Raw genomic sequence first — 19,160 nt, 5'->3', positions numbered from 1 at the left:
CTGCAGCCGTGACCGGCATGCAGGCAGCAGACGTCAGGATGTTGCTTTTTTGCCGCTGGGGCTGAAGAACCCCTCAAGCACCACCAGCGCCGCGCCGATGCAGATGCCGCAGTCAGCGATATTGAACGTGGCGAAGTGCCAGTTACCGACATAAAAGTCGATAAAGTCGACGACAAAACCGTGCCAGGCGCGATCGAACAGGTTGCCAAGCGCCCCGCCAACAATCAGCGCATACGCAATATTGCTGAGCCTGTTGCTGGCGCGGTTGCGATACATCATCACCAGCAGCGCGACCACAATGGCAATGGCAATACCGGCAAAGAACCAGCGCTGCCAGCCACCTTTGTCTGCCAGGAAGCTGAACGCGGCGCCATAGTTATGCGCATAGAACAGGTTCAGAAACGGCATCAGCGGCTGCGTTTCATGCAGCATCATATTGTTCATGACCCACACTTTACTGGCCATATCGATACCAATGACGACCAGCACCAGCCAGATCCAGCGCAGTCCGGTAGAACTGAGTTTAGTCATCAGGCAAATTTCCGTACTTCACCGTCACCGGCTACGTTTGAGTAACAGCGTCCGCACACGTCGGCGTGCTCCGGATTCTGGCCTATGTCGGTAGTATAGTGCCAGCAGCGCGGGCACTTCTCGCCTTCTGCTTTATGCAGAACGATTTTCAGCCCTTTCAGCAGGTCGCTCTGCTGCGCCTCATCGCTCGCCGTTGCGTAATCGGCTACCGTCGCGCCGGAGGTCAGCAGCACAAAACGCAGCTCGTCGCCAAGCGCCTGCAGCTTCGCACCCAGTTCCGGTTCCGCGTAAAGCGTGACCGTCGCTTCCAGCGCGCCACCGATGCGCTTGTCGCTGCGCGCCTGCTCGATCGCTTTGTTGACTTCGCCGCGGACTTTCAGCAGATCGGCCCAGAACGCATCGTTCATCGGCTCATCCGCCGCAAGACCGAACAGATTGTCATACCACTCTTCAGTGAAGACATACTGCGCGCGTTCGCCGGGCAGGTGACCCCAGATCTCATCAGCGGTAAAGGACATGACAGGTGCCATCCAGCGCACCAGCGCCTCCACAATGTGCCACAGCGCGGTCTGGCAGCTGCGACGCGCCAGGCTGTCGCCCTTCGCGGTGTACTGGCGATCTTTAATCACATCCAGGTAGAACGACCCCATCTCAATGGAGCAGAAGTGCATCAGACGCTGCACCACTTCATGGAAGTCGTAGTTTTCATAGGAGGCAACGATATCCTGCTGTGCAGCCAGCGCACGTCCTACCGCCCAGCGATCGACCACCACCATCTCTTCCGGCGTAACGCAGTCAGTAGCCGGATTAAAGCCCGCCAGGTTAGCCAGCAGGAAGCGTGCGGTGTTACGAATACGGCGATAGCTGTCGGCAGCGCGTTTCAGGATCTCATCCGATACCGCCATTTCGCCGGAGTAGTCGGTAGAGGCGACCCACAGACGCAGAATGTCCGCGCCAAGCTTATCCATCACATCCTGCGGCGCTACCGTGTTGCCGATCGACTTCGACATCTTGCGACCCTGACCATCCACGGTAAACCCGTGCGTCAGAACCTGACGATAAGGCGCTTTGCCTTTCATCGCCGTAGAGATCATCAGCGAGGACATAAACCAGCCGCGATGCTGATCGGAGCCTTCCAGATACATATCCGGCGCGTGTCCCTCAAACTCCGGACGCGCATCGACTACCGAGAAGCTGGTTGATCCCGAGTCAAACCATACATCCAGCGTATCCGGCACTTTCACGTACAGATCGGCGTCGTCACCCATCAGTTCGCGCGGATCGAGATCCCACCACGCCTGAATGCCATCCTGCTCCACGCGCTGCGCAACTTTCTCCATCAGCTCAAGCGTGTCAGGGTGCAGCTGCTCACTCTCTTTATGCACAAACAGCGCCATGGGCACGCCCCAGGTACGCTGACGCGAGATGCACCAGTCAGGACGGTTGGCAACCATCGCTTCGATACGCGCCTGACCCCAGTCCGGGATCCACTGCACGCCTTTAATCTCTTTCAGCGACTGCGCGCGCAGCCCCTGCTGATCCATGCTGATAAACCACTGCGGCGTCGCCCGGAAGATGATTGGCGTTTTGTGACGCCAGCAGTGTGGGTAGCTGTGCAGCAGTTTCTCCACGTGGAGCAGCGCGCCCTTCTCTTTCAGCAGCTCAACAATCATGTCGTTAGCTTTGAAGACATTAACGCCATCAAGCGACGGATAAGTGCCCGGCAGATAGGTACCATCTGGTGCCACCGGGTTAGCGGTCTCGATGCCATACTTCTGACCGATTACGTAGTCATCCGGGCCGTGTCCAGGCGCGGTATGCACCGCACCGGTACCCGCTTCCAGCGTAACGTGCTCACCCAGCAACACTTTCGACTGAACCTGCGTCAGAAACGGATGCTGAAACAGCTGCAGCTCCAGCGCTGCCCCCTGGCATTCACCCAGCACCTGCCACTCGCTGATGCCGGCGCGCTTCATCACGCTCTCCACCAGATCTTTAGCGAGGATCAGGCTGCGGCCCTCAATCTGGACCAGCTGGTACTCAAATTCAGGATGCAGGGAGATCGCGCGGTTGGCGGGCATGGTCCACGGCGTGGTGGTCCAGATCACCAGTGAAACCGGCCCCTCTGAGGCGCTGACGCCAAAGGCTGACCGCACCGCGTCGGCATCCAGCGCGTTGAACATCACGTCAATAGACGGCGAGGTTTTGTCGTAATACTCAACTTCCGCTTCCGCCAGCGCTGAACGGCAATCCATACACCAGTGCACCGGCTTCGCGCCTTTATGCAAATGGCCGTTACCGATGATTTTGCCCAGTGCACGGATGATGTTGGCTTCGGTCGTGAAGTTCATGGTCAGATAGGGACGATCCCAGTCGCCCAGCACGCCAAGGCGGATAAAATCTTTTTTCTGCCCTTCTACCTGCTCAGCGGCATAGCTGCGGCAGGCGGCACGAAACTCTGCCGCGCTGACTTTCTCGCCCGGCTTGCCAATCATCTGCTCAACTTTGTGCTCGATCGGTAAGCCGTGACAGTCCCAGCCCGGAACATAGGGTGAGTCGTACCCTGCCATGCCTTTCGACTTGACAATAATGTCTTTCAGAATCTTGTTAACAGAGTGACCAATATGAATATTGCCGTTTGCGTACGGAGGGCCATCATGCAGGATGAAGGTTTTTTTCCCTTTTTTGGCGGCGCGGATGATGCCGTAGAGATTGTCATCGTACCAGCGCTGCAGCATGCCCGGTTCGCGTTTGGCCAGATCGCCACGCATCGGGAACCCCGTTTCCGGCAAATTCAGGGTAGATTTATAGTCACTCATCAGATTCTCGATTCCGTCTGTCGGTCATTAAACCGGTGTTTGTAGCCCAAAGAATTGGCGGGCTGTCACCACATCTTTTGCAATTTGTTCTTTCAGCGCATCCAGCGAGGAAAAGCGCTGTTCGTCGCGGATCTTCTGTTTCAGCACCACCTCAATATGGCGGCCATAGAGATCCATATGTGTGTCGAGCAGATGAACTTCAAGCTGCTGACGTAAACCTTTTACCGTCGGGCGGGTACCGATGTTGGCGACGCCTGGCACCGGCTCTGCGGTCAGACCCAGCACTTCCACGGCAAACACGCCCTTAACCGGCGTGACCGCGCGACGCAGCGGCAGATTAGCGGTCGGAAAACCTATGGTACGGCCCAGTGCATCACCGTGCACCACGCGGCCTGAAATGCTGAAGGGATGGCCAAGCAGCTGCTGCGCCTGCGCAAAATCATCCTGCGCCAGCGCCTGACGGACAGCCGTACTGCTGATGCGCTTACCGCTGTCGCAGAAGGTCTGGGTGCTGATGACCTCAAAGCCATACTCTGCACCCGCTTTCTGTAATAACAGGAAATCCCCTTCGCGACCAGCGCCGAAGCGGAAATCATCGCCTACCGCCAGAAAACGCACGTCGAGTTTTTCCACCAGCAGCTCGCTGATAAAACGCTGAGCCGGATAGGCTGCAAACTGACGATCAAACCGGATACAGAGCACGGCGTCGACGCCAGCGCGCTGCAGCCAGCGCAGTTTTTCACGCAGCCGCGTCAGACGGGCCGGTGCTTTTTCACCCGCAAACAGCTCCAGCGGCTGCGGTTCAAACAGCATCACCACCACCGGCAGATTGCGCTTACGGCCCTCTGCAATCAGCTGCGCCATCAGCGCCTGATGACCGCGATGCACACCATCGAAATTACCAATGGTCAGAACGCAGCCGCGATGCTGCTGTTTCAGATTATAAATACCGCGGATTAACTTCATGGCTGACTCAAACCGGTGGAAATCGGCGGATTATACCCTTGAATAGCGCTGAGGTTAACCCGTATACACGCCTTTCCTGCGCTGAAGCGCCCTCTGGCCCACCGTCGGGCAACAAATCACCATACCTGCTGAAGAAATTGTTGCGAAATACTGTATTCAGAGCGGGGTTGCTGGTAGAATCTTGCGCCATCAATTACGTAAGCGGGTGTCGTGGTTAAAACGACGCTTATTTGCACAAATCCATTGACAAAAGAAGGCGCAAAAGGCATAGTCCTCGGCCTTTGATTTGTCCATATAGAACACATTTGGGAGTTGGACCTTGGCTAATATCAAATCAGCTAAGAAACGCGCCGTAACATCTGAGAAACGTCGCAAGCATAACGCGAGCAACCGTTCTATGATGCGTACTTTCATCAAGAAAGTATACGCGGCTATCGCAACCGGCGACAAAGCTGCTGCGCAGAACGCATTCAACGAAATGCAACCAATCGTGGACCGTCAGGCTGCTAAAGGTCTGATCCACAAAAACAAAGCTGCACGCCATAAAGCAAACCTGGTGGCTCAGATCAACAAACTGGCTTAATCGCCTGTCTGTTTATCGCTTTGTAGAAAGAACCGGCTTATAGCCGGTTTTTTTATGCCTGTCGTTTGCCGGCAGCGTAAAAAGGAGGCTGACGCCTCCTCTCCGGTTAACGCAGCTTAACGCGCAATAGCGTATAGCCAATCACCGCTGACAGCAGCGAGCCGCTAAGAATACCCAGTTTCGAGAACGTCACCAGCTCTTCATGCGCGGCGTCAAAGGCCAGCGAACTGATAAAGATAGACATGGTAAAGCCGATACCGCACAGCACGCCTATGGCCATGATATCGCGTATCGTTGTCCCGCCCGGCAGCGCCGCCAGACGCAGTTTTACGGCCAGCCAGCAGAACAGCGTAATACCCAGCGGTTTACCAATCAGTAACCCGAGGATAATCCCCAGCGGCTCTGGTGAGAACACATCACCAAAGGTGATACCACTCAGTGAAATCCCGGCGTTAGCAAACGCGAACAGCGGCAGAATCAGCCAGTTCACCCACGGCATCAGACCGTGCGCCAGATGCTCTGCCGGTGAATGCCCCTCTTTCTCCTCCAGCGGTACAAAGAAGCCGACTACCACGCCTGCCAGCGTGGCGTGCACGCCTGATTTCAGCACCGCGGTCCAGAGCACAATTCCGACCAGCATATAGACGGCGATATTCCGCACGCCACAGCGGTTAAATATGGCCAGCACCACAATCGCCGCTGCCGCAACGCTGAGCGACAGCACGGAGAGATCGCTGGTGTAGAAGAGTGCGATAATCACAATCGCGCCGAGATCGTCGATGATGGCCAGCGCCATCAGGAACACCTTCAGCGCCACGGGAACACGACTGCCAAGCAGTGCCAGCACGCCCAGAGCAAATGCGATATCGGTCGCGGTCGGGATCGCCCAGCCGTTGCGCGCAATCTCATTGTCATAATTGAAAAACAGGAAAATCAGCGCCGGCGCAACCATACCGCCGAGGGCAGCAATGACCGGAAAAATCGCGCGATCGCGACTGGCCAGCTCGCCGCTGATTAATTCGCGTTTCACTTCCAGACCGATCAGCAGAAAGAACAGCGCCATCAGCGCATCGTTGATCCACAGCAGCAGGTTCTTGCTGATATCGAGTGCGCCAAAGCGGATCTGCACCGGCTCAGCGAGAAAGCTCTGATAGCCAGCGGCTGTCTCTGCACTGTTTGCCAGAATCATGGCCGCGACCGCAGCGAGAATTAATACCATGCCGTTGCTGGCATCACTTTCTATAAAGCTTTTCAGCAACGTTTTAATCGAACGGGGCTTATTCACAACTCCTCCTGAGCAAAAACAATTTGTTAAGGAGTGTAACCGCGTTAACCCTGTGATAAAAGCCGCTTGCCGCGTCTTTACGCCAGTTTAAAATTAATAAAAAAGCGGAGAGTCACCTCTCCGCTTTTCGTGTGTTGCCCTGACGCTGAATCAGCGCGTCAGGTCATCAAAGAACTTCTTCACGCCATCAAAGAAGCTTTTTGAACGCGGGCTGTTCTTTTCACCGCTCGGGCCACCAAAGCTCTCTTCCAGCTCGCGCAGCAGCGCTTTCTGTTTATCATTCAGGCTGACCGGTGTTTCCACCACCACCCGGCACAGCAGGTCACCAACGGCGCCGCCGCGCACTGATTTTACGCCTTTGCCGCGCATGCGGAACAGCTTGCCGGTCTGGGTCTCCGCAGGCACCTTCAGCTTCACGCGGCCGTCCAGCGTCGGCACTTCAATCTCTCCGCCCAGCGCCGCCATCGCAAAGTTGATCGGCACTTCGCAGTAGAGGTTATTCTCTTCGCGCTCAAAGATAGGGTGCTTCTTCACCGATACCTGAACGTAGAGATCGCCCGCCGGTGCGCCATGCTCGCCCGCTTCCCCTTCGCCACTCAGACGAATACGGTCGCCGGTGTCTACCCCCGCCGGAATTTTTACCGACAGCGTTTTCTGACGCTCTACGCGCCCATGACCATGACAGGCGTTGCACGGATCTTTGATGACCGAGCCGCGACCGTGACAGGTCGGACACGCCTGCTGTACGGTGAAGAAACCCTGACGCATCTGTACCTGGCCTGCACCGTGGCAGGTCGGACAGGTCTGTGGCTGCGTGCCCGCTTTGGCGCCGCTGCCGTGGCAGACGTCGCACTCTTCCAGTACCGGGATGCGGATCTCTTTGGTCACGCCGCGTACCGCTTCTTCCAGCGTCAGCTCCATGTTGTAGCGTAAATCGGCACCGCGTGATGCACGCTGACGGCGACCGCCGCCAAAGATATCGCCAAATACGTCGCCAAAGATATCGCTGAAGTCTGCGCCGCCACCGCCGAAGCCGCCACCAAAGCCGCCGCCACCGCCACCCTGTTCAAAGGCTGCGTGACCATACTGGTCATAGGCCGCACGCTTCTGAGCATCCGTCAGAATTTCGTACGCTTCCTTCACTTCTTTAAATTTTGCTTCAGCTTCTTTGTCGCCCGGATTACGGTCCGGGTGATATTTCATCGCCAGGCGCTTATAAGCCTTTTTGATTTCACGCTCATCAGCCGATTTTGAGACGCCTAAGATCTCGTAAAAATCACTCTTAGCCATTTTGTTCTGCCCTTAACATAGTTGCACGGGCGTGGAGAAACTCCTACGCCCGTGCTGGTTTCAACGGCTGTCAGGCCAGCCGTCGCGCCCGGTCAGGGGCAATTATTTTTTATCTTTAACTTCTTCGAACTCAGCGTCGACCACGTCATCCTGCTGCTGTGCTGACGCGTCGCCGGCGTCCGCTGCGCCTGCCTGACCCTGCTGCTGTGCCATCTCCATCAGTTTGCCGGAGACTTCCATCAGCGCCTGCATTTTCGCTTCGATAGCCGCTTTGTCTTCGCCTTTCAGCGCTGTATTCAGCTCAGTCAGTGCAGCTTCGATAGGTGCTTTGTCTTCTGCAGAGAGCTTATCGCCCGCTTCATCCAGCTGCTTGCGGGTGCTGTGCGCAATCTGGTCACCCTGGTTGCGCGTCTGTACCAGCTCTTCAAACTTGCGGTCAGATTCAGCGTTCGCTTCCGCGTCACGCACCATTTTTTCGATCTCATCTTCGTTCAGACCAGAAGATGCTTTAATGGTGATTTTCTGCTCTTTACCGCTGTTTTTATCTTTCGCTGACACATGCAGAATACCATCAGCATCGATGTCAAAGGTGACTTCGATCTGCGGCATACCGCGTGGTGCAGGCTGGATGCCATCGAGATTAAACTGACCCAGCGATTTGTTGTCACCGGAACGCTTACGCTCACCCTGCAGCACGTGAATGGTCACGGCAGACTGGTTATCTTCAGCAGTAGAGAACACCTGACTGTGTTTGGTCGGGATAGTGGTGTTCTTGCTGATCAGCGCGGTCATTACGCCGCCCATGGTTTCAATACCCAGCGACAGCGGCGTTACGTCCAGCAGCAGAACGTCTTTCACATCACCTGCCAGTACGCCACCCTGAACAGCAGCACCGACCGCTACGGCTTCATCCGGGTTAACATCTTTACGCGGCTCTTTGCCGAAGAACTCGGTCACTTTCGCCTGCACCATTGGCATACGAGTCTGACCACCTACCAGGATGACATCGTTGATGTCAGAGACTGACAGGCCAGCATCCTGCAGCGCAACTTTCAGCGGCTCAATTGAACGGGTTACCAGGTCTTCTACCAGAGATTCCAGTTTCGCACGCGTCACTTTGATGTTCAGGTGCTTAGGACCGGTTGCATCTGCCGTGATATATGGCAGGTTAACGTCGGTCTGCTGCGCAGAAGATAGTTCAATTTTTGCTTTCTCAGCGGCTTCTTTCAGACGCTGCATCGCCAGCGGATCGTTATGCAGATCGATACCCTGGTCTTTCTTAAACTCGGCTACCAGATAGTTGATCAGGCGGCTATCGAAGTCTTCACCACCCAGGTGGGTATCACCGTTGGTTGCCAGCACTTCAAAGGTTTTTTCGCCATCAACGTCGTCGATCTCAATGATTGAGATATCGAAAGTACCACCACCCAGGTCATAAACCGCGATAGTACGGTTGCCCTGACCTTTGTCCAGACCGTAAGCCAGCGCTGCTGCGGTTGGTTCGTTGATGATACGCTTAACGTCCAGGCCCGCGATACGGCCCGCATCTTTGGTCGCCTGACGCTGTGCGTCATTGAAGTAAGCCGGTACGGTAATAACCGCTTCAGTCACCGCTTCACCGAGGAAATCTTCCGCGGTTTTCTTCATTTTTTTCAGCACTTCAGCAGAGATCTGCGGCGGTGCCATTTTCTGGCCCTTCACGTCCAGCCATGCGTCACCGTTGTCAGAACCGGTGATTTTGTACGGCATGATTTTGATATCACGCTGTACTTCTTCGTCCTGGAAACGACGACCAATTAAACGCTTGATAGCGAACAGGGTGTTCTGCGGGTTGGTCACTGCCTGACGTTTAGCCGGCTGACCTACCAGCGTTTCGCCGTCTGCGGTATACGCAATGATTGACGGCGTGGTGCGATCGCCTTCAGCGTTTTCCAGCACGCGTGCCTTGCCGCCGTCCATGATCGCCACACAAGAGTTGGTTGTACCCAGGTCAATACCAATAATCTTACCCATCTAAACGTCTCCCACGTAAATTCTTTGTCAAATTGGGTTGTGATGCAGAGATGTGGTCGTTACCGCCACTTTCAACTGCGACTGCAGGCTTTTTTGCTGCCTCACAACGCCCGATGACAAGTAAATGGGGCCGCTTCGATGCGCATCAAGGGTTAAAAGCAAAAAATATTTCGATTCTTTTACCCGGAAGGGATAAATGGCGGAAAAATGTACAACTTCAGCAGCAGTACGGCGGAGCAGTGCTGCCCGCCGTACCGGGCTCATCAGGATAAAGAGCGCGAGGAGTGCCCCGCTGGCTGACGTGCGTCACGCCACAGCCAGCAGCCGACAGCGGCACCGATCGCCGCCAGCGCCAGCACATACCAGGCCGGTGCCATAGGCGTCAGCTGCATCATCAGCGTTACGCTGACGGGCGTCAGGCCGCCGAAAATCGCGTAAGCAACATTGTATGAGAAAGAGATGCCGGTAAAGCGTACCGCTGGTGGAAAGGCGCGCACCATGACAAACGGCACTACGCCTACCACACCGACGCTCAGTCCCGCCACGCCGTACCAGAAAAACAGCATCTGCGGCGCGCTGCCGGTGTTTTGGAAAAAGTGCCAGCTGCAGAAAGCCAGCAGCAGCGATCCCGCTATCAGCGTACGCGCCGCACCCGCGCGATCTACGATCCAGCCTGCCAGCACGCATCCGACCAGCAGCATTACGGTCGCCAGGCTGTTGGCCTGCAGGCTCAGCGCAGCAGGCACGCCCTGTTTCTGCATCAGTGCGGGCGCCATTAAAATCACCACTACAATGCAGGCGGAGAGCAGCCAGGTCAGCAGCATTGAGATCGCAATACTGCGCTTGTGGTGCAGCAAAATAGCCTGCAGCGGCAGCCGTTCAGACAGCGTTTTCCGCTGCTGCATCTGCTGAAATACCGGCGTTTCATGCAGCCAGCGACGCAGGTACATCGCCAGCAGTCCAAACAGGCCGCCGAGAAAGAACGGCAGCCGCCAGCCGTAATCGCGCATTGCCGCTGGCGAAATCGTGCTGTTAAGCAGCGTCGCTACCAGTGAACCCAGCAGGATACCGGCAGTGAGGCCTGCGGTCAGGGTGCCGCAGGCAAAGCCGGTACGCTTTTCCGGAACGTGCTCAGCAACAAATACCCAGGCGCCCGGCACCTCACCGCCAATTGCCGCCCCCTGCAGCATCCGCAATAGCAGCATTAGCAGCGGTGCAGCGATACCTATGCTTGCATAGGTGGGCAGTGCGCCCATCGCCAGGGTCGGCAGCGCCATCAGCAGAATACTCAGGCTGAACATCTTTTTCCGGCCGACTTTGTCACCAAAGTGCGCCATAACAATGCCGCCCAGCGGTCGCGCCAGATAGCCGGCAGCAAAAATACCAAACGTCTGCACCTGACGCAGCCAGTCAGGCATATCGGGCGGGAAAAAGAGCTCGCCAATGACGGCAGCAAAGAAGATAAAAATAATGAAGTCGTAGAATTCCAGCGCCCCGCCAAGGGCAGCCAGCGACAGGGTTTTATAGTCCTGCCGGTTAAGTCGATGCGAGGTGAGCGAGTCCATAACGATGCGGTATCCAGAGCCGGGAAAGGTAGAGCAGACGTTACTATACCGGCAAACCCGCACCACACCAGCAAGGCTGAATTTTATGCCTGAAAAGCCTTATATTCAGAGGTTTGTCTCACGCCGTGCGCTTTTTGGACGAAATGCTGCTACCACTGCCGCATGCGTCTCGATATAGGGTCCTTCCAGCAGCTGCAGGCAGTAAGGCACGGCGGCAAAAATTCCGGGTACCCTTACGCTGCCATCCTCCGCTTTTACCCCTTCCAGCGTCTCTTTAATCGATTTCGGCTGGCCGGGCAGATTCAGGATCAGCGACTGTTTGCGGATAACCCCTGCCTGACGTGACAAAATGGCAGTGGGTACAAACTGCAGGCTGATCTGACGCATCTGCTCACCGAAGCCAGGCATTTCGCGATCCGCTACCGCCAGCGTCGCATCCGGCGTCACGTCGCGTCGTGCCGGCCCGGTACCGCCGGTGGTGAGCACCAGATGGCAGAAACGTTCATCTACCAGCTCGCAGATCGCCTGTTCAATCATCGGCTGTTCATCCGGCACCAGCCGCGTCTCCAGCTCGAAGGGTGTTGCCAGCGCAGTGCTGAGCCAGCTCTCCAGTGCCGGAATGCCCTGATCCTGATAAATGCCGTTTGCTGCGCGATCGGAAACGGAAATTAATCCAATGCGTAAAGTATCCATAAGAGTATCGCTGTGGTTAGCCGCGTGGCGGCAAAGAAAGATAGATGCAGAAAGGATAATACAAAGCGCAGAGCAGAGAAATGCGTAATGCCGCGGCGGCAAGGCACCGCCACGGCGTCATGCTTACAGCAGTTCGGTCAGCATCTTTTCAAGTTTGCCCTGATCAACGGCAAAGTTGCGGATGCCTTCCGCCAGCTTAGTCACCGCCATAGGATCCTGATTATGCTGCCACAGGAACTCCGCTTCGGTCATTTTCGCCGGACGCTCGCTGATCTCGCCGCTGTAGCTCAGCTTGCGCTCAACGCTGCCTTCGCTCTCAGCCAGCTCTTTCAGCAGGCCCGGAGAGATGGTCAGACGGTCGCAGCCCGCCAGCTCAATGATTTCGCCCACGTTACGGAAGCTGGCACCCATCACTACAGTTTCATAGCCGTGCTGTTTGTAGTAGCTGTAGATTTCAGATACGGACACCACGCCTGGATCTTCATGCGGCGCATACTCTTTTTTATCGGTGTTCTGCTTGTACCAGTCGAGAATACGGCCTACGAATGGAGAGATCAGGAAAACGCCCGCTTCTGCACAGGCGCGTGCCTGCGCAAAGGAGAACAGCAGCGTAAGGTTACAGTTGATACCCTCTTTTTCCAGCTGCTCCGCTGCACGGATGCCCTGCCAGGTTGAAGCGAGTTTGATCAGAATACGATCGTTGCTGATGCCTGCGTCGTTGTAGAGTTTGATCAGGCTGCGCGCTTTCGCGATGCTCGCTTCGGTATCGTAGGAGAGGCGTGCATCAACTTCTGTGGAAATGCGGCCCGGGATCAGTTTGAGGATCTCCAGCCCGATGTTGACAGCCAGTTTGTCAGAGACCAGCGCCAGCTGCTCTTCCTTGTTGCTGCTCTGCTGACGCGCCCAGCCGATCGCTTCATCAATCAGCTTGCGGTATTCAGGAATTTGGGCAGCGTTGAGGATCAGGGAAGGGTTTGTCGTGGCATCCTGCGGCTGATAGAGCTTCATCGCCGCAATATCACCGGTGTCGGCGACCACGGTAGTCAGCTGACGCAGGGAAGTAAGTTTATCCGTCATGGTTCTCTTTTCTCTTTGGTTGACTGTCAGGGTATAAAAGGCTGAATCGATAATATCACGCGCAATCAGCGGCGCAACATCGTGGCGTGCCCTTTACGATAGCGCTGACGAATAGGAGTGATTTGCCGATTGATGCCGCTTTTTTGATACACTCCGCGCAATAAATTTTCCGTTAATGTCCTGATATTTAAGCAGGCGCACAAGGAGACCCGGTATGCTGATGGTGATTTCACCGGCTAAAACGCTGGATTATGAGAGCCCGCTTGCCACCCCCCGCTTTACCCAGCCTGAGCTGCTGGAAAAATCGCAGCAGCTGATTGACGTTGCGCGCGCCCTCTCTCCGGCTGATATCGCTTCGCTGATGCGTATCAGCGACAAGCTGGCGCACCTGAACGCCGAGCGCTTTAACCAGTGGCAGCCGCACTTTTCGCCGGAAAATGCGCGTCCGGCTATTCTGGCGTTCAAAGGGGATGTTTATACCGGCCTGCAGGCTGAACGCTTTAGCGAGGCAGATTTTGATTTTGCCCAGCAGCACCTGCGTATGCTCTCTGGTTTGTATGGCCTGCTGCGCCCGCTGGATCTGATGCAGCCCTACCGGCTGGAGATGGGTACCCGACTGGCAAACCCGGCTGGCCGCGATCTCTATAGTTTCTGGGGCGATACGCTCACGGAAGCGCTGAATCAGGCGCTACAGGCGCAGGGTGACCAGGTGCTGATTAACCTGGCGTCAGATGAATATTTCCGGGCGGTAAAGCCGGCGAAACTTAATGCCCGGCTGATAAAGCCGGTGTTTCTGGATGAAAAGGGCGGCCACTATAAGGTCATCAGTTTTTATGCCAAAAAAGCGCGCGGTCTGATGAGCCGTTTTGTGATTGAGCATCGTCTGACACAGCCAGATCAGCTGAAGCAGTTTGATGCAGATGGATACCGTTTTGATGCGGCAGCCAGCCAGGGAAATGAGCTGGTGTTTAAGCGTCAGGAGCAGGGATAAATCGGTTTATGCCGGGGCGTCATCGCGTTTCGTATGCGCATCAATCCGGGCGCCATTAATGACGCCCCTACGGGACCATCCGATATCCGTAGGGGGCGCATTTATGCGCCCCTGGCATCATCGCGTTTCGTATGCGCATCAACCCGGGCGCCATGAATGGCGCCCCTACGGGACCATCCGATATCCGTAGGGGGCGCATTTATGCGCCCCTGGCATCATCACGTTTCGCACGCGCATCAACCCGGGCGCCATGAATGGCGCCCCTACAGGGGATGGGATATCCGTAGGGGGCGCATTTATGCGCCCCTGGCGTGTTTATGCGCCCCTGGCCGCCATGGACTACGCCCCGATCTGTTACTGCAGCAGGAATTTGCGTAGTGCGGCAAACTCTGCCGGCATCTGGTGTGACAGCAGCGGCAGATCGGCGCGATCGGCCAGCGCCTGCGGCAGCGTAAGCGTCTGTCCCAGAATCTCCTCTACGCTCTCGCGGAATTTCGCCGGATGCGCTGTACCAAGGAACAATCCATACTCACCTTCCTGCAGCTGATCGCGCAGCAGACGATAAGCGATGGCCGCATGCGGCTCTGAGAGATAACCCAGATCGGCCAGCTCGCGCATCGTGGCCTGCGTCGTCTCATCAGAAACCGCACCGTAAGCGAGATCGGTCAGACGCCAGGTTTTACGGCGGAACAGCTCTTCCACGCGCGGCCAGTTATTCGGCTGGCTGACATCCATTGCGTTTGACAGGGTAGCCACGGTGGCATTTGGCTGCCAGGCACCGTTGCCAAGAAAGCGCGGTACGGTGTCGTTGGCGTTGGTTGCGGCAATAAACCGTTTGATTGGCAGACCGAGCGATTTCGCCAGCAGGCCGGCCGTGAGATCGCCAAAGTTACCGCTGGGTACGGAAACCACCAGCTGATTACGCTGCTCCTGCGGAAGCTGTGCGACCGCCTCAAAGTAGTAGCAGATCTGCGCCAGCAGACGGCTGATATTGATGGAGTTAGCGGAGTTAAGGCCAATCGCTTTTTTCAGCTCCTCATCATCAAACGCCTGCTTAACCAGCGACTGACAGGTATCGAAATCGCCATCAATTGCGATAGTTTCAATATTGCCACCCAGCGTGCAGAACAGTTTTTCCTGCAGGGCGCTGATTTTGCCCTGCGGATAGAGGATCACTACACGCACATTGTCCATACCGTAGAAAGCGTGCGCCACGGCAGCCCCGGTATCACCCGAGGTGGCAGTCAGAATAGTGATCTGCTCATCTGCGCCGGAGACATAGGAGAGCATCTGCGCCATAAAGCGGCCGCCGAAATCTTTGAATGCCAGCGTCGGGCCGTGGAACAGCTCCAGACAGGCGATATCTTCGCTGACTTTCGCCACCGGTGCCGGGAAGGTAAAGGCCGTTTTGACCCGCTCAGCCAGCTGATGCGGGGTAACTTCATCCCCGATATAAGCAGACAGGATTTTGCTGCTGCGGCTGACAAAGTCCATCTCCAGCATCGCATCGATATCGGTCAGTTCAAATTCCGGCAGCTCCAGTGGAAAGAACAGCCCCTGCTGCGAGCCCAGCCCCTGTTTGACTGCCTGCGAGAAGCTGACCTGCTCGTTGTGATCCTTAAGATTATAGAGTTTCATACGTTATCCCAGTTTACGTGCGCCAGCCGTATCAAGACGGCAGATATGGACGAAGCCTTCTTCATTCTGCAGATAGTGCTGGCTCAGCCAGTCTGCCATCCGCTGCGCCGTTGCCATCTCATTGCAAACAGCGAAAAGCGTCGGACCGGAGCCCGAAATGCCGCAGGCCAGCGCGCCGATATCGGCTGCCGCCTGCCGTGCCGCGGCGAAGCCCGGCAGCAGTTTGGTGCGGTACGGTTCGGCCACCACATCCTGCATTAACTTAGCCGCCAGCTGCGGCTGCCGGGTATGGCAGGCGTGAATAAAGCCCGCCAGCAGGCGGCCATGTTTAATCACATCCTGCTTGCGATATTGCGCCGGCAGAATCGCCCGCGCTTCCGCGGTAGAAACTTTAATGCCGGGATACGCCATAACCCACAGCCACTCATCAAAGCACGGCACCTGCTGGCTGATAATCCCCTGCTCTTCAATCATTAATTGTACGCCGCCGAGGAAGCAGGGAGCCACATTGTCATAATGTACGCTGCCAGAGATACGCCCTTCCAGCTCGCCCATCAGCGCCAGCAGTGCGGTATCGCTGAGCGGCTTGCCGCAGAATTCGTTCATCGCCATTAAGCCTGCCACGACGGAACAGGCGCTGGAGCCGAGGCCGGAGCCGATCGGCATATTTTTCTCCAGAGTCATCGCAACCGGCACTTCTTTGCCAATCGCCTGACAGAAACGCTCCCAGCACTGATAAACGATATTTTCTTTGGGATCGTCAGGCAGCTTGCTGACAAAACGACCGCGATTCTCAAGGCTGAAACGATCGGCTGCTTCAACTGCCACACAGTCGCCCAGCAGCGATCCATCCACCGGCGACACCGCGGCTCCCAGCACGTCAAAGCCAACGCTGACGTTGCCGATGGAGGCCGGTGCATAAATTTTTACCATCATTAAACTCCTAACTTCCACGACAGCGTACGCAGCAAATCAGCAAACACGCCCGCTGCGGTAACATCATTCCCTGCACCATACCCGCGCAGTACCAGCGGAATCGGCTGATAGTAGCGGCTATAGAACGCCAGCGCATTTTCACCGTTTTTCACTTTGCACAGCGGATCGTTGCCATCTACTGCCTCAATTTTAACGCTGCAGTGACCATCTTCTGCAATCGCTCCGACAAAACGCAACACTTTGCCTTCATCGCGCGCCTGAGCGACGCGTGCTGCAAAGGCATTATCCAGCTCCGGCAGACGCGCCATAAACTGATCCGCATCCGCCAGTTCAGTCAGGCTGGCAGGCAGAAGCGGCTCGATGGTGATATCGCTCAGCTCCAGCTGATGCCCCGCTTCGCGCGCCAGGATCAGCAGCTTGCGCGCCACATCCATTCCTGACAGGTCGTCACGCGGATCGGGTTCAGTAAAGCCCATCTCGCGCGCCAGCGTGGTTGCCTGGGAGAGCGACATCCCCTCATCCAGTTTGCCGAAGATAAAAGAGAGCGAGCCGGAGAGAATGCCGGAAAACTTAATCAGTTCATCGCCCGCGTTCAGCAGGTTCTGCAGGTTTTCAATCACCGGCAGACCGGCGCCGACGTTGGTATCATAAAGAAACTTGCGACGCGACTTCGCAGCGGCAGCCCGCATCTGCTGGTAGTAGTTCCACGAGGAGGTGTTCGCCTTTTTATTAGGCGTCACGACATGAAAACCTTCGGCAAGGAAGTCAGCATACTGGTCGGCCACCGCCTGACTTGAGGTACAGTCGACGATCACCGGATTAAGCAGGTGATACTCTTTTACCAGCCGGATCAGACGTCCGAGGTTAAACGGCTCGCGCGCCTCACTCAGCGCCCCTTTCCAGTCTTTAAGGTCGATACCGTGGACGTTGGTCAGCAGCGCGCGCGAATTTGCGATCCCGCAGACGCGCAGATCGATATGTTTGCCTTTCAGCCACGCCTGCTGGCGATGCAGCTGATTCAGCAGCGCACCGCCGACGCCGCCGACGCCGACAACGAACACTTCAATCACCTGATCGGTCGCGAACAGCATCTGATGCACAACGCGCACGCCGGTAGTCACATCGTCATTGCTTACCACGACAGAGATTGAGCGTTCGGAAGAGCCCTGGGCGATCGCCACGATATTAATATTGGCGCGTGCCAGTGCCGAAAAGAATTTTGCGGAGATGCCGCGCAGCGTACGCATGCCATCGCCTACCACCGAAATCACCGCCAGCTGCTCCAGCACATCCAGCGGATCGAGCAGGCCCTCTTTCAGCTCAAGATGAAACTCCTCTTCCAGCACGCGCCGCGCGCGCGCCTGCTCGCTCTGGGGTACGCAGAAGCTGATACTGTATTCGGAGGAGGATTGGGTGATCAGCACCACGGAGATACCGGTGCGGGACATCGCAGCAAACACGCGCGCGGCCATGCCCACCATGCCTTTCATTCCGGGGCCGGAGACATTAAACATCGCCATGTTGTTTAGGTGGGTGATGCCTTTGACCGGGTTTTCGTCATCGCTGCCCTCGCCGCCAATCAGCGTACCGGGCGCCTGCGGATTAGCGGTGTTTTTAATCAGGCAGGGGATCTGAAACTGTGCGATCGGCGCAATGGTACGCGGGTGCAGAACTTTGGCGCCAAAGTAGGAGAGCTCCATCGCCTCCTGATAGGACATCGACTTCAGCAGGCGTGCATCGGGCACCTGACGCGGATCGCAGGTATAGACGCCATCGACATCGGTCCAGATTTCGCAGCAGTCAGCGCGCAGGCAGGCGGCCAGTACGGCAGCAGAGTAGTCGGAACCGTTGCGCCCCAGTACGACCAGCTCGCCTTTTTCGTTACCGGCGGTGAAGCCAGCCATCAGGATCATATGATCGGCCGGGATCTGACTGGCGGCAATGCGCCGGCTGGATTCAGGGATATCCACTGTGGACTCCAGATAGTGTCCCACGGCCAGCAGCTTCTCAACCGGATCGATCACGGTCACCTGATAACCACGCGCCTGCAGCAGCGCCTCCATAATGGCAATCGACAGCTTTTCACCCCGGCAGATGATAGCAGCATTGACCGCGTCCGGGCACTGCCCCAGCAGGCTGATACCGTGCAGCACCTGCTTAAGCTGAGCAAACTCCAGCGCAACAAAGGTATTGATGCGCTCAGCGTCAAACCCCGGCTGGGCGGCCGCAAGCCCCTGCAGAAGATCGGCAAAAATGCGCTCGGCGTCGCTGATATTCGGCAGGGGATCCTGGCCGCTGATGGTTTTTTCAATCATCGCCACCAGGTGATTAGTAATTTTTGCGGGTGCAGAGAGCACGGTGGCAACCTGTCCCTGCTGCGCATTGCTTTCCAGAATGTCCGCTACGCGCAGAAAACGCTCTGCGTTTGCTACTGAGGTTCCGCCGAATTTCAGCACTCGCATGGTTAAAACTCTCCTGAATTTTTGCCGAAAAAAAAGCCCGCACTGTTGAGGTGCGGGCTTCTTTTTTATTTTTTCCTGTATGCGTCAGCCCGCACCGTTACCTGTGGTAATGGTGGTGGTAATAATTGTTGTGGTGTTCAGGCTGTCGTTACGCATTAAGATTTTTCTGTCTGTCTTTGTCTTGTCCGTCTGCCTTCCAGAAGTAAAGCAAAGCGCACGTTAAGTCAACGAATTTGTCTTTTGCCGCTGAACCTGCAGCCGGGCAGTGCTGCGCTGGATCGGGTAAATGGTGTTGCGATCGTTCAGCCCCG

The 19,160-nt window shown here is 56.3% G+C and carries 15 protein-coding genes and 1 other annotated feature; of the genes, 3 read left to right on the top strand and 12 right to left on the bottom strand.

Features of this window, described 5'->3' with window-relative positions:
- Positions 1–33: 33 nt before the first annotated feature.
- Genes lspA through ribF form a run of 3 tightly spaced genes read right to left on the bottom strand, consistent with a single transcriptional unit; the run spans position 34 to position 4,316 of the window.
- Positions 34–531 carry a signal peptidase II gene (gene lspA / locus DBY66_RS10030; RefSeq protein WP_071669089.1) on the bottom strand — a complete coding sequence of 166 codons (498 nt, stop codon included), beginning with the start codon at positions 529–531 and terminating at the stop codon, positions 34–36.
- Complete coding sequence (gene ileS, locus DBY66_RS10025) at positions 531–3,350, bottom strand: isoleucine--tRNA ligase (protein ID WP_108569982.1); 2,820 nt, start codon at positions 3,348–3,350, stop codon at positions 531–533. The genes lspA and ileS overlap by 1 nt, the downstream gene beginning before the upstream one ends.
- Before the next feature lie 27 nt (positions 3,351–3,377).
- On the bottom strand, positions 3,378–4,316 hold the full coding sequence (gene ribF / locus DBY66_RS10020) for a bifunctional riboflavin kinase/FAD synthetase (protein WP_039382487.1): 939 nt from the start codon (positions 4,314–4,316) through the stop codon (positions 3,378–3,380).
- A 319-nt stretch (positions 4,317–4,635) separates the two neighbouring features.
- Between ribF and rpsT the strand changes: the two genes are divergently transcribed.
- Positions 4,636–4,899: a 30S ribosomal protein S20 gene (gene rpsT / locus DBY66_RS10015; RefSeq protein ID WP_039382484.1), complete on the top strand. Its 264-nt coding sequence runs from the start codon at positions 4,636–4,638 to the stop codon at positions 4,897–4,899.
- 106 nt (positions 4,900–5,005) lie between these two features.
- Here the strand turns inward: rpsT and nhaA are convergent, their stop codons facing one another.
- The 3 genes from nhaA to dnaK all read right to left on the bottom strand — a co-directional run bounded on the left by nhaA (position 5,006) and on the right by dnaK (position 9,487).
- Positions 5,006–6,184: a Na+/H+ antiporter NhaA gene (nhaA, locus tag DBY66_RS10010; protein ID WP_108569981.1), complete on the bottom strand. Its 1,179-nt coding sequence runs from the start codon at positions 6,182–6,184 to the stop codon at positions 5,006–5,008.
- Positions 6,185–6,334: 150 nt separating this feature from the next.
- Positions 6,335–7,474, bottom strand: a complete 1,140-nt coding sequence (gene dnaJ / locus DBY66_RS10005; protein ID WP_071669092.1) for a molecular chaperone DnaJ — start codon at positions 7,472–7,474, stop codon at positions 6,335–6,337.
- A gap of 102 nt (positions 7,475–7,576) precedes the next feature.
- The gene (gene dnaK / locus DBY66_RS10000; protein WP_039382477.1) at positions 7,577–9,487 is read right to left on the bottom strand and encodes a molecular chaperone DnaK; all 1,911 of its coding nucleotides are present in this window, start codon (positions 9,485–9,487) and stop codon (positions 7,577–7,579) included.
- A 50-nt stretch (positions 9,488–9,537) separates the two neighbouring features.
- Here dnaK and DBY66_RS17790 point away from each other — a divergent pair, with 50 nt between their 5' ends.
- The gene (locus DBY66_RS17790; RefSeq protein WP_128083759.1) at positions 9,538–9,759 is read left to right on the top strand and encodes a hypothetical protein; all 222 of its coding nucleotides are present in this window, start codon (positions 9,538–9,540) and stop codon (positions 9,757–9,759) included.
- Here DBY66_RS17790 and DBY66_RS09995 read toward each other — a convergent pair.
- The 3 genes from DBY66_RS09995 to tal all read right to left on the bottom strand — a co-directional run bounded on the left by DBY66_RS09995 (position 9,751) and on the right by tal (position 12,822).
- Positions 9,751–11,052 (bottom strand): MFS transporter, encoded by a 1,302-nt coding sequence (locus tag DBY66_RS09995; protein WP_094110717.1) that lies wholly within the window; start codon positions 11,050–11,052, stop codon positions 9,751–9,753. The two genes, DBY66_RS17790 and DBY66_RS09995, sit on opposite strands and share 9 nt — an antisense overlap.
- Before the next feature lie 105 nt (positions 11,053–11,157).
- Positions 11,158–11,745 carry a molybdopterin adenylyltransferase gene (gene mog / locus DBY66_RS09990; protein ID WP_071669094.1) on the bottom strand — a complete coding sequence of 196 codons (588 nt, stop codon included), beginning with the start codon at positions 11,743–11,745 and terminating at the stop codon, positions 11,158–11,160.
- A gap of 123 nt (positions 11,746–11,868) precedes the next feature.
- Positions 11,869–12,822, bottom strand: coding sequence for a transaldolase (tal, locus tag DBY66_RS09985; RefSeq protein WP_094110716.1), 954 nt, complete (start codon positions 12,820–12,822; stop codon positions 11,869–11,871).
- Between the two features lie 214 nt (positions 12,823–13,036).
- Between tal and yaaA the strand changes: the two genes are divergently transcribed.
- A complete protein-coding gene (yaaA, locus tag DBY66_RS09980; RefSeq protein WP_108569980.1) occupies positions 13,037–13,813 on the top strand; it encodes a peroxide stress protein YaaA in 777 nt (258 codons plus the stop codon).
- Positions 13,814–14,167: 354 nt separating this feature from the next.
- On the opposite strand, the gene thrC is transcribed toward yaaA, so the two are convergent.
- The 3 genes from thrC to thrA are packed head-to-tail and all read right to left on the bottom strand — an operon-like array spanning position 14,168 to position 18,849.
- Complete coding sequence (thrC, locus tag DBY66_RS09975; protein WP_071669097.1) at positions 14,168–15,451, bottom strand: threonine synthase; 1,284 nt, start codon at positions 15,449–15,451, stop codon at positions 14,168–14,170.
- Positions 15,452–15,454: 3 nt separating this feature from the next.
- Positions 15,455–16,384 (bottom strand): homoserine kinase, encoded by a 930-nt coding sequence (gene thrB, locus DBY66_RS09970; RefSeq protein WP_039385707.1) that lies wholly within the window; start codon positions 16,382–16,384, stop codon positions 15,455–15,457.
- A 2-nt stretch (positions 16,385–16,386) separates the two neighbouring features.
- Positions 16,387–18,849, bottom strand: coding sequence for a bifunctional aspartate kinase/homoserine dehydrogenase I (gene thrA / locus DBY66_RS09965; RefSeq protein ID WP_108569979.1), 2,463 nt, complete (start codon positions 18,847–18,849; stop codon positions 16,387–16,389).
- Positions 18,850–18,875: 26 nt separating this feature from the next.
- Positions 18,876–18,998 (bottom strand) — a sequence feature (Thr leader region).
- Between the last annotated feature and the right edge of the window lie 162 nt (positions 18,999–19,160).

Source organism: Pantoea sp. RIT413, assembly GCF_003057675.2.
In the GTDB taxonomy this organism is placed as follows: domain Bacteria; phylum Pseudomonadota; class Gammaproteobacteria; order Enterobacterales; family Enterobacteriaceae; genus Pantoea; species Pantoea eucrina.
Note: the sequence above shows the minus strand (reverse complement) of the source record. Positions and strands in the feature narration are given on the sequence as shown.